Annotated in this window: 15 protein-coding genes and 1 pseudogene; 9 read left to right on the top strand and 7 right to left on the bottom strand. The window is 49.3% G+C overall.

Features of this window, described 5'->3' with window-relative positions; translation table 11 throughout:
• Nucleotides 1–34: 34 nt before the first annotated feature.
• The 5 genes from P3339_RS19060 (at nt 35) to P3339_RS19040 (ending at nt 4,666) form a co-directional block, all read left to right on the top strand.
• Entirely contained in the window at nt 35–880 is an 846-nt protein-coding gene (locus tag P3339_RS19060) for an HvfB family MNIO-type RiPP peptide maturase (protein WP_020412036.1), read from the top strand.
• Nucleotides 861–1,646, top strand: coding sequence for an HvfC family RiPP maturation protein (locus P3339_RS19055; protein ID WP_020412037.1), 786 nt, complete (start codon nt 861–863; stop codon nt 1,644–1,646). Before P3339_RS19060 ends, P3339_RS19055 begins: the two co-directional genes overlap by 20 nt.
• A gap of 171 nt (nt 1,647–1,817) precedes the next feature.
• Nucleotides 1,818–2,720, top strand: coding sequence for an MlaA family lipoprotein (locus P3339_RS19050; RefSeq protein WP_245556659.1), 903 nt, complete (start codon nt 1,818–1,820; stop codon nt 2,718–2,720).
• A gap of 38 nt (nt 2,721–2,758) precedes the next feature.
• Entirely contained in the window at nt 2,759–3,937 is a 1,179-nt protein-coding gene (locus P3339_RS19045; protein ID WP_020412039.1) for a PP2C family protein-serine/threonine phosphatase, read from the top strand.
• A gap of 210 nt (nt 3,938–4,147) precedes the next feature.
• The gene (locus P3339_RS19040) at nt 4,148–4,666 is read left to right on the top strand and encodes an STAS domain-containing protein (RefSeq protein ID WP_282951583.1); all 519 of its coding nucleotides are present in this window, start codon (nt 4,148–4,150) and stop codon (nt 4,664–4,666) included.
• 69 nt (nt 4,667–4,735) lie between these two features.
• On the opposite strand, the gene P3339_RS19035 is transcribed toward P3339_RS19040, so the two are convergent.
• The 3 genes and pseudogenes from P3339_RS19035 to dusA form a co-directional block, all read right to left on the bottom strand.
• Entirely contained in the window at nt 4,736–5,194 is a 459-nt protein-coding gene (locus tag P3339_RS19035; RefSeq protein ID WP_020412041.1) for a tellurite resistance TerB family protein, read from the bottom strand.
• Nucleotides 5,175–6,169, bottom strand: a pseudogene (gene tal / locus P3339_RS19030) (transaldolase). The gene P3339_RS19035 and the pseudogene tal overlap by 20 nt, the downstream one beginning before the upstream one ends.
• Nucleotides 6,170–6,223: 54 nt before the next feature.
• A complete protein-coding gene (gene dusA, locus P3339_RS19025; protein WP_040628208.1) occupies nt 6,224–7,201 on the bottom strand; it encodes a tRNA dihydrouridine(20/20a) synthase DusA in 978 nt (325 codons plus the stop codon).
• Between the two features lie 47 nt (nt 7,202–7,248).
• Between dusA and P3339_RS19020 the strand changes: the two genes are divergently transcribed.
• Nucleotides 7,249–7,440: a hypothetical protein gene (locus tag P3339_RS19020; protein ID WP_282951582.1), complete on the top strand. Its 192-nt coding sequence runs from the start codon at nt 7,249–7,251 to the stop codon at nt 7,438–7,440.
• Between the two features lie 296 nt (nt 7,441–7,736).
• On the opposite strand, the gene P3339_RS19015 is transcribed toward P3339_RS19020, so the two are convergent.
• Both P3339_RS19015 and P3339_RS19010 read right to left on the bottom strand, forming a co-directional pair.
• Nucleotides 7,737–8,618, bottom strand: a complete 882-nt coding sequence (locus tag P3339_RS19015) for an SMI1/KNR4 family protein (RefSeq protein ID WP_282951581.1) — start codon at nt 8,616–8,618, stop codon at nt 7,737–7,739.
• Between the two features lie 274 nt (nt 8,619–8,892).
• The gene (locus P3339_RS19010) at nt 8,893–9,795 is read right to left on the bottom strand and encodes a LysR family transcriptional regulator (protein WP_282951580.1); all 903 of its coding nucleotides are present in this window, start codon (nt 9,793–9,795) and stop codon (nt 8,893–8,895) included.
• 111 nt (nt 9,796–9,906) lie between these two features.
• On the opposite strand from P3339_RS19010, the gene P3339_RS19005 reads away from it, so the two are divergent.
• Nucleotides 9,907–10,599, top strand: coding sequence for a pirin family protein (locus P3339_RS19005; protein WP_282951579.1), 693 nt, complete (start codon nt 9,907–9,909; stop codon nt 10,597–10,599).
• Between the two features lie 16 nt (nt 10,600–10,615).
• The gene (locus P3339_RS19000) at nt 10,616–11,239 is read left to right on the top strand and encodes an isochorismatase family protein (RefSeq protein WP_282951578.1); all 624 of its coding nucleotides are present in this window, start codon (nt 10,616–10,618) and stop codon (nt 11,237–11,239) included.
• Between the two features lie 1,168 nt (nt 11,240–12,407).
• Here the strand turns inward: P3339_RS19000 and P3339_RS18995 are convergent.
• Together P3339_RS18995 and P3339_RS18990 are read right to left on the bottom strand one after the other, a co-directional pair.
• Complete coding sequence (locus P3339_RS18995; protein ID WP_020412048.1) at nt 12,408–13,616, bottom strand: glycerol-3-phosphate dehydrogenase/oxidase; 1,209 nt, start codon at nt 13,614–13,616, stop codon at nt 12,408–12,410.
• Nucleotides 13,600–14,292, bottom strand: a complete 693-nt coding sequence (locus P3339_RS18990; RefSeq protein ID WP_020412049.1) for a glycerophosphodiester phosphodiesterase family protein — start codon at nt 14,290–14,292, stop codon at nt 13,600–13,602. Before P3339_RS18990 ends, P3339_RS18995 begins: the two co-directional genes overlap by 17 nt.
• 312 nt (nt 14,293–14,604) lie before the next feature.
• Here P3339_RS18990 and P3339_RS18985 point away from each other — a divergent pair, with 312 nt between their 5' ends.
• A complete protein-coding gene (locus P3339_RS18985) occupies nt 14,605–14,871 on the top strand; it encodes a hypothetical protein (RefSeq protein WP_282951577.1) in 267 nt (88 codons plus the stop codon).
• Nucleotides 14,872–14,873: the final 2 nt, after the last annotated feature.

The raw sequence follows: 14,873 nt of genomic DNA, 5'->3' as shown, positions 1-14,873 counted from the left end.
TTTCTTCACATAGAACCGTTTGAGGCAGACAGAAGTGCGAAATTATCCAGTGGAGGGGGCCGGTCTTGGACTGCGTCGCTCTATGATGGGAGAGGAAGTGCCATCTGCTGCGGTGGATTTCTTTGAGGTAGCGCCGGAAAACTGGATCGGCGTCGGTGGGCGCTATGGCCGCTGGTTTCGGGAATTTACTGAGCGCTACCCATTTATTTTGCACGGCTTGTCCCTTTCAATTGGGGCGCCGGAGCCTTTGGATATGGACCTTGTTGGGTCTATCAAGAAATTTATTCGTGAGCATGATATTCGCTATTACAGCGAGCACCTGAGCTACTGCTCCGACCACGGACATCTCTACGATTTACTGCCGATTCCCTTTACTGAAGAAGCGGTGATGTATGTCGCCGAGCGAATTCGTATTGTGCAGGATGCATTGGGGCAGCGTATTGCCATGGAAAATGTTTCCTACTATGCCGCACCAGGCCAGGAAATGAGCGAGCTGGCCTTTCTAAATGCCGTACTGGAGGAAGCAGACTGTGACCTTCTCCTTGATGTAAATAATATTTACGTCAACTCCATTAATCATCGTTACGATCCATTTGAGTTTCTGCGCGGACTTCCTTCGGAAAGAATGCGCTATGTACATGTGGCGGGACATTACGACGAGGCGGAAGATCTAAAAGTAGATACCCACGGTGCACCGGTAATTGATCCTGTGTGGGAGTTGTTGAATAAGGCTTATGAAATTCACGGTGTAATGCCAACCCTGCTTGAGCGGGATTTCAATATTCCACCCATACCGCAATTGCTCGAAGAAGTAGGGCATATCAAAACCATTCAGGCCAGTCACCAAGTAGAAGAAAACTATGTCCTCAGTCGCCGATAAAACTGACAATTTTCAGGGGTTGCAGAGAGACTTGGCTGCTCATCTGCGTGCTCCGGAGCAATGCACACCGCCTCCCCAAATTGAAGATCGGCGCTTGGCGATTTATCGGGATCTAATTTACAACAATATTGAGTCTTTTATCTCGAGCGGGTTTCCGGTGCTGCGCAGTCTCTATAGTGACGAATTCTGGCACGCTATGGTGCGTGATTTTGTGCATCACCATACTTCTAGCAGTCCCTACTTCCTGCAAATCAGTGAGGAGTTCCTCACTTACCTGCAAAATGAGCGGGGCCAGCGGGAGGGAGATCCCCCTTTTTTACTGGAGCTAGCTCACTACGAATGGGTAGAGTTGGCACTGGATGTCAGTACCGCTGAGATACCTGCCAACCTCAGCCGCGAGGGGGATATATTGGGATCCGTACCAGTAGTATCGCCCCTGGTATGGAGCCTTAGTTATCGATATCCCGTGCATCGTATTGGCCCGGTGTTCCAGCCTCAGGAACCCGATGAAACCCCCACCTTTTTGCTGGTGTATCGCGATCGCAGTGATGAGGTGAATTTCATGGAAATTAATGCGGTGACAGCGCGTTTGTTGCAACTGGCTTCAGAAGAGTCGGCCACTGGAGAGCAACTGTTGGCACAAATTGCTGCAGAGTTACCCCAGGTAGATACCAGCACCCTGAGGAGTTTTGGTGTGGAGCTATTACAGAAACTTCTGGGGAATGGTGTAATTGCAGGCCTTAAACCTCTACCTGCTGAAAAATAGGTGTCGACAGCTTATCTTTTGGCGTCATTATTATTCTAAAGCCCCGCTGCACTTGCCTGAAACTGCTTCATCTTTGACGAATCCCAGCTGCTATGCTGCCGAGGGTAGCTTACGATATGCGAGGGCGTTAGAATCCTTGGTCTTAGTATTTGTTAGTAGAGGAGCAGGGTTTTGCTAGGACGCAGAGTTTTATCGCCCTGGTTGATGGCCGCGCTGATCGCGGTTTCTCCAGTGAGTGTATTAGCGCAAGATGACCCGTTTGGAGGCGCGGCAGGGGATACCGCCGTTCAAACTGGTACTGATGGTCAGGTTACCACAAGTGGCGATGAAAATGGTTCGCTACTGGATGAATATGGCTTTGATCCCGCGGATGAATTTGGTGGTGCGGAAGGGGAGGATTTTTCCCTTCGTGACCCATGGGAAGGTTTTAACCGCGCTGTATTTAGTTTTAATGATGGCGCTGATCGCTATGTGTTGAAGCCAGCTGCCGTCAGCTATCGGCAGATCACCCCAATATTCGTGCAACACGGTGTTAGCAACTTCTTCAGTAATCTGGGTGAAGTGACCAATACCTTTAATGGCGTATTGCAAGGTAAATGGGGCCAGGCAGGCAATGATGCAGGTCGCTTGCTGATTAATACCACTATTGGTATTGCCGGTCTTTTTGATGTTGCCAAGCATATGGGGCTTGAAAAAGGCGATGGCGAGGACTTTGGTCAAACCCTGGCTGTTTGGGGGGTGCCTTCCGGTCCATACCTGGTTTTGCCGCTTCTGGGTCCTTCCACAGTTCGGGATACGCCAGCACGGGTAGTTGATTACTACACCAACCCGCTGACCTATGTGGAACATGACCCTACACGCTATACGTTGAGGGCAACCGATATTATTCAGAGCCGCGCCAGCTTGCTGCAGGCCGAATCACTGTTACAGGGGGATCGGTATGTGCTGTTACGTGATGCTTACCTGCAGCGCCGCGACTTCCTGATCGTGGATGGCGAAGTAGATGTGCAGAGTGAAACTGAAGCCGCTGAAGCGATTGACCAGGGTGAAGTTGAAGAGTCCAGTGACTACTGATCACCGGATAGAACTTACTCTTTTTCCAAGGGCCACTCATGCCCGGTCCCGGTAGCCTGTTACTGACTGATGACGAGCGCTCCCGCAGTTTCCTGCGTGGAGCGCTTTCACGCCAAGGGTTCTCTGTTGCGGAGGCAAGTAGTGGGCAACAGGGTATCCAGCAATTTTCCCCCGGTCTTTTTCAATTGGTCGCGGTGGACTTCCAGTTACCCGATATGAGCGGGCTGGAGGTGCTACAAAAAATCAAACGTCAGTCTCCAGATACCTCTGTCATCGTAATTTCATCCAGTGCAGTACTGAATGATGCCCTGCAAGCAATACGCCTGGGCGCCTGCGATTATCTCCTCAAACCTCTCAAGGAAGCCGCGCAAATTGACCGAGTTATTTGTCGTATCAGCGGTGAGGAGAATCTGGCCCAGCAGAACCGGGAATATCGGGAAGCTCTGGAGCGGCGTAACATAGAGCTGCGTGATCACGTAGAGCTTTTGCGGCGGGACCAGGAGGCTGGCCGCCAGCTGCAACAGCACTTGCTGCCGCGTACGCCTTATAGTTATCCAGGTGGTATTGAGGCGAACTATCGCCTGATTCCCTCACTGTATCTCAGTGGTGACTTTGTCGATTACGGCCTGTTTGGAGAGCGTTTTGTCGCCTTCTACCTAGTGGATATTTCCGGTCATGGTGTCTCGTCTGCGCTGGTTACCGCACTCGTCAAGCACAGCATCATGCATCGCCTGCGTGAGGGTCCACTTTTTACCCAGCTGGAGTCCCTTGGCAGTGACCTGTTAGAAGTTCTCGAGCTGATCAATCGGGAGTTGTTATCCACACATATGGGCAAACATGCCAGCATGTTCGTCGGTGTTGTGGATACGGCCGCGCGCCAGCTGCACTATGCTGTTGCCGGGCAGATTCCCATGCCGGCTCTCGCCAGTGATGGTGGCGCTGATTGGTTGCCGGGCAAAGGGCGTCCGTTAGGTATCTTTGAGCGGGGTGACTGGCAGGTAATGTGCGCCGAGCTACCGCCCAGCTGGCGTTTGGTGGCGTGCTCCGATGGCGTTCTGGAGCTGCTTCAGGGAGATCTTCTGGAAAAAGAGGAGCGCCTCTTACAGATGATCGCCGAGTGCGGAGGAAATTTGGAAAGTTTGTGCCAGAGCCTGAAAGTAGATACTTTTGGGGCGTTACCGGACGATATTACGATCCTCACCCTGGGGCACAATTAGGACGAGCGTTTGCATCGACTAAATAGTCGAATTTCATGCCCTAGTATACTTGTCAGTCCGGGCAGTCAGGAGTAAGCTCCGCCCACTTTATGCACAAAATTGCACAAGGCGGCAAAACCACCGAGTGCGGCTTGTGTTCTCTACCAGTGAACTTTTGCCACCTGTTAGCACTTTCACCTAAAAGTGTATCCGGGTGAGCCAGGGGTTGTTATGCAGTCCGGGCAAATTATGGTTGGGGCCCACGAGGGCGTTTACATTATCAAGTTGATTGGTGATGTTCGGCTCAACCTTTGTACTTCCTTTGATAGCTTCATCGACAACATGTTTGCGCGAGATGACTTCGCTGGGGTGGCTTTCGACCTGGACCGTGCCGAAGGTGTTGACAGCACGACCCTTGGCCTGATGGCAAAAATTGCGATTCGCGCCCAAGAGCGCGGCTGTCAAAAGCCATTGGTTTTCTCTGCCGATAAAGGAATTCAACACCTGCTTGATGCAATGGGATTTGACTCCCTGGTGGAGATCAGTAGTGAGCAATATGATATCTCCGTTGAGACTAAACCCCTGGTCTGCAACACTCCTGATGAATGTGCTGCGCGGGAGAAGGTACTGGAAGCACACCGTGTTTTGATGAGTATGAACGAGCAAAATGCAGAAACTTTCCGCGATCTGGTGCATACCCTCGAGCGGGAATGCGAGCCCTACAGCAAACGCTCCGCCCGTCTGCATTGAGCTTCTTAAGGGCTCCTGCTACCGATTTGGCGCTTTAGACCTATTCCCCCAACTTATTCAGCTAGCGACTCAATTATCTTTCAAATCCCTCGCTTCCGCCCTGGCTCTGGTGAACAGTCCGTGGGGTAGGTAGATAAGTTCGGATACCCGGCGAATAAGGTGTTCCTCAAATGCCTCGATAACATCATCGGAAAAAGCGACCTGCCACATTTGCCGAACCAGCAGGTACTTGTCCTGCTCAGTGAACTGATCATTAACTGCTTGGGTAAACTCGAATAATGAGGTGGCATGCTCCCGTTGATCAATGGCCTCATCAATAATCTCGGCGGCGCTGTGTACATCTAGTGCATAGTGTTGGCAAAGTAGATGCGTGAGGGTGTCGCGCTCGCGCTGGTCCAGCTTCTGGTCCACAGTCGCCACTTCAACTAGAAGGGCGGCGCTGATCATGCGCACGTCTTTTTCATTACGTGTTTCTACATCGGCACTGTTGCCAATCTGCTCAAACAGCTTACGGATTTGTTGCAGCATCAGTTTCCTGGTGTCCCATCACTTGGCTTTGTAGCAGCATTTCAAGTCGCTGCTGGTCTTTAACAAAGTTGCGAATGCCTTCTGCTAGCTTTTCTGTAGCCATGGCATCGCTATTGAGCTGGTAGCGGAATGTCGCTTCCTCAATCTCTGGGTTGGCCGAGCCAAAGGTTCTGTAATCGCCGGTAGGCCTCCTACCAGCATCCCCTCACTTTCCTCCAGGGACTGCAACAACTGCGGGCTGATAGTCAGGCGATCGCAGCCAGCCAAGGCTTCTATCTCACTTGTATTACGGAAACTGGCACCCATCACGATGGTGTCGTAGTCGCGGGATTTATAGTAGTGATAAATATTGCGTACCGACAATACACCGGGATCCTCTTCGCCACTGAATCCCTTGCGCTCACCATTTGCCAGGTGCCAGTCGAGGATACGGCCGACAAAAGGAGAGATTAAAGTGGCTCCGGCCTCGGCACAGGCGATGGCCTGGCACAGGCTGAATAGCAAGGTCAGGTTACAGTGGATGCCTTCTTGTTCCAGGATTTCTGCCGCTGCAATACCCTCCCAGGTGGAAGCAATTTTGATGAGCACACGGTCCCTTTCTACATTCGTTTGTTCGTAGAGAGTGATCAGGTGCCTGGCGTAATCAATTGTGGCGCGGGTATCGAACGAGAGTCGCGCATCCACCTCGGTGGAAACCACGCCGGGGACCAGCTGTAATATCTCTGTACCGATACCCACTGCTAGCTTAATTGCCGCTAATCGCGCTGTCTCCGCTGTCCCACGTTGCTTCTGGTGGCGAGCTGCCCACCCCAATGACTCTTTGATAAGCGATTTGTATTGAGGGAGCTGGGCGGCCTTGTACAGTAGTGAGGGGTTGGTGGTGGCATCTTGAGGGCGGTAGCGGCGGATAGCCTCAATATCACCCGTATCGGCCACTACTAAGCTGCGCTGTTTAAGTTGTTCCAATTTGTTCATTGCACTCCCTCTGTCATTGATTGGCCTCCATTTCCAGCCATCTTGGTTTACCCTCTATGCGGCCTGGGTAACGAGCGTTAAAGCGTGTTCAACAATTTCTGGTCCGGCCCCTTTCTTGTGGGCATTCTCACTTAGGTGGCGGCGGAATCGCCGCGCGCCCGGCAGCCCCTGGAAAAGCCCGAGCATATGTCGGGTAATATGATTCAGGCGCTGGCCGCGCTGCATTTCATTTTCTATATAGGGCAGCATTTGCTCGACCACTTGCGCTGCATCCGGCCCTTCACTTTCACCAAATAGCAGGCTATCCACTTGGGCAAGGATTGCCGGAGTTTGATAGGCTGCACGCCCCAGCATAACACCGTCCATATGCCGCAAATGTTGCAGGCTCTCCTCTAGCGAGTTAATACCCCCGTTAATAATGATTTGTAGCTGTGGATAGTCCTGTTTCAGACGGTAAACCATATCGTAATTAAGTGGGGGGATTTCGCGGTTTTCCTTTGGGCTGAGGCCTTTTAGCCAGGCTTTGCGCGCATGTACGATAAATGTGTCAGTGCCAATAGCTGCCTGGGCCTCCACAAAACGGGTCAGGCCAGGATAGTCCTCCATATCATCAATACCGATTCGGTGCTTTACCGTAACTGGGATAGATACTGCTTCGCGCATCGCGGACAGACCCTCAGCCACCACATCCGGTTCTGCCATCAGGCAGGCACCAAAACGGCCCGATTGCACCCGGTCACTGGGGCAGCCGCAGTTGAGGTTAATTTCAGCGTAGCCCCACTCCTCGGCGATACGGGCGCATTCGGCCAGCTCCCTGGGATCGCTTCCGCCCAGTTGCAGGGCTACGGGTTGCTCTGCTGCATCAAACTGCAGGTGGCGCTCCCTGTCTCCATGCAATATTGCCCCAGTAGTCACCATCTCCGAATACAAGCGTGCCCGCTTACTCAACAGGCGCCACATATAGCGGCAATGGCGATCACTCCAATCGAGTAGTGGTGCGGTGCAAAAGCGGTGGGGGCTGTATTCAGACATAAACTGCGGCGTAAAAGACTATTAAAAACAGAGTAGCCCGCCATTATATGGGATGTAAAACCCATACCCTATGGCGGGATGGCCTGTTGTTGTTGAATCTGGGTGTCAGCACGGCTCGAAATGTTACCCTTAGCTTCTCCGGATCACGTGCTGACTTGATGGCGAGCCGTATTGTCAAAGTAGTTAACTGCCGGGTTGTCCATTGTTCTATTGCGGCAATGGTGACTATGAACGGGTGATTACTTGTTCGGTGCAAAAGCGACTACTGTTTGGTCAACACCGGAGCCGGCGACTGGGCTGCCTGTTCGCCCGCTATGTGGAGAAGCTGGCTGACAACTTTCCCCCGCCAAAGTGGCCCTGAATAAAGCGGATTGTCTGCATTATATGAATAGAGCAGTGGTTGGCAGGTTGGCAACCGCTGCTTCGTTACGAGATAACGGTGATGCCGATACAAATCTGGCTGGGATGGTAGAGCAAACGCTTAGCGTATTAAACTGGGTTCATCAGGATAACCGAGCTACCAGACAGATAGGCTTTATTGGAAGCTACTTAACGTTTTAAACTCCCCTCGAAACCTCTCTTCCTTCCAGCTGGCTGTATCTAAGGCCTGAATAAACTTTGAAATAAAATCAGTGAAGTTCTCGGCAATCAAGAGCTTTGTATCCTCATCTCGGCCAAAAGCTATTATCTGGCCAGGAATTCCTTTTTTACCAGGGTCGAAATCGATACCAATATGGTTGCCTGCCCAATCAAAAGTTAATGGAATCCAAAACTTATTAATATATAGAGGTTTTATAAAGCCCTCCGGATTGGACCGCATGTAATCAGCACAGTCCTTATTCATTTCTTCTTCATCCAGCTCTCGCCAACTATCCCAGCGCTGTGCAATTTCAGAGGTTGATAGAAATTGTGATTCAAAGAAAAGGCCTAACCCCCGAAAAAACTGACCATTATGTACTGACAAAAATTCTTTTAAGTCAGCCGGTAGCTCAACACCTAAGTGCTGCTCTAGTACCTCAATTTCGCTCTGTGAACAGCCTGAATTTAAATTCAACTTATCTAAACAGCCAAGTTGAGAAAGCTTCTCTTTTATAACTTCCCAAGAATCCTTCATATCTAGTATCTCATTGTTCCTTGCTATGAAATCAGCATACCATGGCAAACCAGAGTCACCAATTGAGTAATTAATTAGCCAAGGTAGCATTCTTCCATTGTGATTGGTATCGATGTATCCCTCGATGAGTATGCTGATTAGCTTTTCTGGGGGAGTGAGGGTTTTGTAGTTTCTATAGGTAGTTTCTATAGAAGGTGGAGCATGCCAAGGTATATTCAAGTTGACAACTTTACCACGTTGGTAATCTATATATAGGGTTTGAATCGGGTACGGTTTGCCCCCATCAGTTGGCTCGCATCGCATTACTGAAGTTCATTGGTGAGGCGTTGGGGAGACTGCCAGGGTTGATGTTTTTGCTGACGAGGAGGGGTGCTGTGGAAAACTGCAAAAATAGTGCGCGGCCGGGCCGTTTATTGGATACCAATCCTACGGTAACCATTATGGCGCCCCTGTATGGACAGGGCTTGCTATGCAAGTCATCGATAGAAAAATCTAATGGCCGAGGATTTTTGTTCATGAAGGCCAAAGATAATCGGAAGAGGTACCAAGTTGATGATAGGAAACCAGTATAAAAAAGTCAGAATCGTAAACCTTTTCGCTCAAATACATCTGATAGAAATTCTATAAAAGCACCTACTTTTGCAATCTTGGCGCGATTTTGGGGATACAGTGCATATATACCTATTCTTTCCATGCTCCATTTTGGTAGTAGGTTAATAAGAGTGCCCTCTTTAACTTCTTGAAAGCACATGTAATCTGGTAAGACTGCGATACCACAAGAATCAATTGTTGCTTGTTTAATAGTTGAGAGGTCATCTGAGTAAAACCTCGGTTTTATTTTTTGTTGAAAAACCCTATTTCCATTTTGCAAAATAATTTTTGACTCATTACCCAAGGCGTTCATAAATAGCCACTGGTGATGTACAAGTTCTTTGATATTTAAAGGTGTACCATTTTTATTGAGATAATCAGGGCTGGCATAAATTTTTCTGCAGGCGTGACCGAGGGGCCTCGCAATCAGCCTTGAGTCACCCATTTCCCCAACCCGTACAACAACGTCAAAACCCTCCTCGATCAGGTCTACCCGATGGTTCACCAGGCTCAAATTCATTTGTATTTCTGGATAGTGATTCAAAAAAATTGCCAGGGCTGGTTTTAGGATTTTCTGGCCGATAGTGATTGATGCGCCAACCTTAATAGGACCGCGGTGAACATGTAGTACCTCAGAAACTTCGGCCTCTGCCAGCATCATTTCTTCTTCAATACGTTTACAGTGACTTAAATACTTTCTTCCTGCTTCTGTTAAAGCCTGGGAGCGGGTAGAACGTTCTAATAGCTTGACGGATAGTCGATCTTCTAGCCGAGCGACCTTTCTGCTTACGTTGGCTTTTGGAATTCCCAGACGGTCTGCAGCTTGAGTAAAACTGCCTGTCTCTACCACCGCCAAAAAAACCATCATATCGTTTAAGTTGTGAATCATGGAAATCTATTGTTGTTAAAAATGAAATAATTTTGTTCATTTTTTAGTATATATCAAACAATAGATTGCACCTAAGATGCTCCCGTATTGCAAATGTCTGGGAGGCACATTTTGAAGATTCTCACTCGTGACTCGTTACCGTTAGGTGGTTTTGCTGGGCTAAAAGAGCACAGGCTGGTAACCGACAGTCGTGTATTTGGCCCTCATAAACGCCCAAATACCTTTGAAGGCCTGGATAACTTTGTGTATTTGGCCGATGCGCGCTTTAAACCCCGTGGTGAAACGGGCATGCATCCACATCATGAGATAGATGTTATTTCGGTGATGATAGATGGGCGTATACAGCATGAAGGCTCATTAGAAGATGGCAGGGGGTTGGAAAAAGGTGGCGTACAAGTCCAGCGGGCGGGAGGTCAGGGTTTTACTCACAATGAAGTAAATCCAGATACCAGGAAAAACCGAATGATCCAGCTATGGGTTCTACCTACAGCGCCTGGCCAGGCCGCTGGTTACAAGTATTACATACCTGCCGAGAGTGGAGTTACAAGAATTTATGGGGGAAATAAGAACCAAACAATTACTTTCGATAGTAGTACGATTATTGAAATTGCCAATTTATCGGCGGATCAGCAACTATCAATTAACAGCGAATCTCTGGTGTATCTAACCAAAGGTAGCGGCCGATTTATTGAAGAGGAGCAAAAAGAGACTGTAACAGATGGAGATTTGATCAGAAGTTACTGCGGTAAATTAATAGCGGATACCGATATTAATGCCATTGTAGTTAGGAAATCCAATCAGTAAATGAGAAGGTAAATGCATGAATAAGTACGTTGAGACATTGACAGTAGATAATTCTGTATTGGCGTTAGTTGACCATCAAACAGGGTTGCTGGTGAGTTGTCGGGATATGGATCCCCATCTAATGACCCAGAATATTAAGGGGCTGACAAGTCTTGCTAAAACAGTAAACATGCCCACTGTTGTTACTGCAAGTATGCCTGACGGGCCGAATGGACCAGTTATGCCAGAAATAACAGATATCTTGGGCGATGAAATAATTGAGCGCGCGGGTGAGATAAATGCTTGGAAAAGCCCAGAATTTAAACGAGCTATAGCAGCGACGGGCCGTAAAAAAATTATTATGGCAGGTATCGTTACAGATGTTTGCCTGATGTTTCCCGCGATTTCCGCCGTGGCAGAAGGATATGATGTATATGCTGTGGTAGATGCCTCTGGTACTTGGAATAACACCGTTATGCAAGCGGCTATGTATCGTATGAGCCAAGCGGGGGTTAAGGTTGCCACCTGGTCATCTGTGTTGGCAGAGATAATGGACGATTGGCGAAGTGAACATGGAATGGAACTCGGCGAAATATTAGCCCAGCACACTACATACCGCTGGGTATACAACAGTTACCTTAGTGCAACTAACCAAAAGTAGTTCAGAGCCCCTCTTGTGTTAATAAGAGGGGTGGGAGAATGTCCATGCGTCACCATAACAGGCATCTCGTTGTATTTATCACTTTTTTATCGTTGGTGCCCCTCGTATATTTTATTCCCGATGGAGTGGCCCAAATTTTACCAGATCAAAAATTCCTCCAAGTAGTTGTTGCAGTGGGTATAATTGTGCCTGTTACTAGCTATTTGATTTTACCCTTAGCTTTGTATGCTGTTAAATATATCAATAACAAGCATATTGGGTCTGCTGTTCATAGGTATTTCTGCAGGTAATGCTTTTTTCGGTACTATTGCCCCTATCTGGTTAGGTGAGGGGAAGGCACTCTCCTTTAGGAGAGTGGATAACCTGGGTTCAAAACAATGGCGGCATCCACTCTAGCTATATATTTGATAACTTATTGAGTGCTCAGATAAAAACTTCAGAAGTATCATTATATTGATGCAGCTTACGTTAGAGCGTATTATTTTTCATCTTCCTAGAAGTATGGCTAGCCAGAAAAAATTGATAGCTTGCTGTTTTTAAGAGTATATCTGATAAAAGGAATTAAGTATGAGAAGTAAACTAATCTGTCTGAGTATTGCAGCAATGGCTTTGGGAGGTTGCACTACTCTGATGAAAGAAACCGTCTCTAAGAGGGCGCCTTTTGACTTAAATTGTGATGCTTCATCTATAACTATCCACCAATTGGGTACCAGAACATATGGTGTTGCCGGATGTGATAAGCGAGCCACCTATGTATTACAAGGGCCTTGCTCAGGCCCTGGAAGCATGTGTGTAGCTGTAATGAATTCTAGTGTAGAGGAAGGTTAGAAGTAGGGGGCAATAAGCCAGCGGGTGCAAAGGGTTTCTCTCTGCTGGCTGAAACTTGTTACTCACATGAGTACTGCTCTTCAATAGATTTTCGGTAAAACTAATCCACTCCTGTAGTGCCAAATACCTAAACTCTTTGTTCCTTTAGAGGTTCGGTTAGAGTAGAGGTTTGATTAGAAGGTACTGTAGTTTTGTATGGTTTTTCCATAACTGGCTGCCGATCTCTCCACTGATATTTTCACTGAAAATTACCACGTCCCTATTTTGCTATCGTAGAATTAAGCTCTGCGCGGGACTTTATTACGGTTAATCGAGAGAAGCATTGAATTCTTTTGATCGATTAGAGGTTCCGTTCCCGCTCAGAGGTGCTGGAATGGCTAGAGGTTTCAGTGCTTTCGTGAGTTGATGTTGCCTTATCCTGCAGAGTGGCTTCGAGTTTCCGTGCCAGTTTTCGCGCAGTGGCGCGGTAGCTGGTGAGTTTCCCACCGGCTACGGCGAGAATCCGAGGTTTGCGCTCATCATCGCAGCAGATCATAGATTCCCTTGAGCGTGCAAATGGGCTTTTCTCCGCTTCAGGTAGTACCCGCAGACCGGCAAAGCTTTCACAGATATCTTCAGCTTGCAGCCCGCGAGTCTGGGTGAAGTATTGCTGCACAGTGCGCAGCAGGTAGGACTCCTCCTCAATTGTGGGGGACACATCCCGCGGATCACCGCAATAAGGACGTTCTGTGGTGCCCACCAGGGTTTTATCCTGCCAGGGCATCACAAAAACTGCGCGCCCATCATCAGCTTCCACATAAAAGATTTTGTTGCCAAGAGATAGCGGGAGCAATATGTGGGTGCCTGCGACCAGATCTATTGGTGGAAGGGCGACTGGCGGTGAGCAGCGGGCATTTGTAGTGGCGACCCAGGGGCCGCTGCAGTTGACCAGGGCACGGGTGCGCAGTGTGTTGAGTTTACCGTCGGCCACATAGTCAATCCGTACACAATCTTCAGTGACCTCCGCTCCTACCAAACTGCCGGGACAGATAATCTGTGCACCATGGGCAATTGCGGATGCAACCACATCACGGGTGAGGGCGGCATCATCTGTCTGTGCATCGTAGTAGCGGAATACGGCAAGTAAATCTTCACGCTTTAGACCGGGCAGGGTATCCCATTCAGACCTAGGCAGGGATCGGAATCTAGAGTCGCCATTTCGAATACCGGAGAGCAGGGCATAAAGGCTGAGCCCCAGTCTGACCATCCAGGGAGATCTTTTGCTGTTGCGATACACAGGGATATAAAAAGGCACCATGCGCACCAGCTGAGGTTTGTTATCCAGTAACCAGCTGCGTTCGCGCAGGCACTCATAAACCAAGCGGAATTGTCCGCTTTCCAGATATCGCAAGCCACCGTGAATCAGTTTTGAAGAGCGTGAGGAGGTCGCAGCGGCAATCCCCAGCTGCTCCAAAATGACGACAGAGTGATGGGCTTGGGCCAGGGCCTCTGCGGTACCGGCGCCGAGAATTCCGGCGCCGACGACTAGAACGTCAAAATCCGTAGACATCACTCGCTTCCCGGGAGCGCATTAATAATGGCAGGTTACCGGTCAGGATATGGTGTGCGCCGCGTTTACGCCAGAGAACGGCCTCCTCTGTGGAGTTGATTTCATAAACAACCCACTGCCAAGGCCCCGGTGGTAGTTCATTGCACTCAACAAAACTGTCCCGAATCAGCAGATACTCAGGAGCAAGAGTAACAATATCTGCCGATAGACAGCGGGAGACGCAGCTGATCTGCAGTGCCACCCTGTGCCAACCCATATTGCGTGCAGCGCGTAAGCTGCGACAGTCCTGGGAGAGCAGGGCGAAGGATTCGCGTTCATTACGCATGAGGTCCAGCAGCTTTTCCACTGCTGCGGTGAAACCGATACCGGTAATATTGGATGCGGAAATCCCTACAAACCAGTCCAGGTGGCGATGACAGCTTGCCCAGTCCACCAATTGGATAAATGAGTTGATGGGCTGGTGGTGTAGTTGTGAGTCCCTCAGTTCGTGAAAGAAGTGCACGCGCTTATCGCTGGGCAATTGCAGTGTATCGCTGTGGAAACACCAGGGTGTTCCGTCCAGGCTGAAGCGGACATCGCACTGGATTGCGCAGGCCCCCAAGTTATGGGCTGCTTCGAAGGCGGCGATTGTATTCTCCGGTTGGCGGGTCTTGTCGCCTCGGTGCGCGATTAGCATGTGAGTAAAGTCCGGAAAGCGGGTGTTATTGTCGGCTGGATTTGGGGCGAGCGGCCCCTGTCACCAATGGGTATTTCCGACCTGGGTAGGCCCCGGGTCTTACAGGAAAAATAGACTGTGCTCCAGTTGTTGCAAGCATGGTGGGGCTGAAATATTGGCGCCTGGTACCATGAGCCGGCAGTAGGGATTGAATTAGGCTGGATCGCCAACTGCAGTTTACGCAAATGTGATGGTGCTGGGGCTCTGAGAGGTATGGTGGGAAGTTTAACGCTGGCTTTGGTGCAGCTCATCTTTAGGGTGGCGCCATCTTCAATGCAAAGTATTGTCGCAGCAGGCAATGCAGTATCCGCTAGCGCCCGGATTATATTGATATTGCCCACCCGAGCTGAGTGGCGCCAGTTTGAGAAGGGAGCTAAGCGCGAGCTGTGTTTGAGACAGATTCCCACACAGCATTTCTCCTTGGTCGCAACTGGGTTGGATGAAGGTGAACAGCAGAAGCCGCTTTCACTGGGGGCTGGAGATTGCCTCTCTGAAGTGCGACTGAAAGATTACTCTCAATTGGTTATTACAGAGAAATAATT

The organism is Microbulbifer sp. MLAF003, from assembly GCF_030012965.1.
GTDB lineage: Bacteria > Pseudomonadota > Gammaproteobacteria > Pseudomonadales > Cellvibrionaceae > Microbulbifer > Microbulbifer variabilis.
Note: the sequence above shows the minus strand (reverse complement) of the source record. Positions and strands in the feature narration are given on the sequence as shown.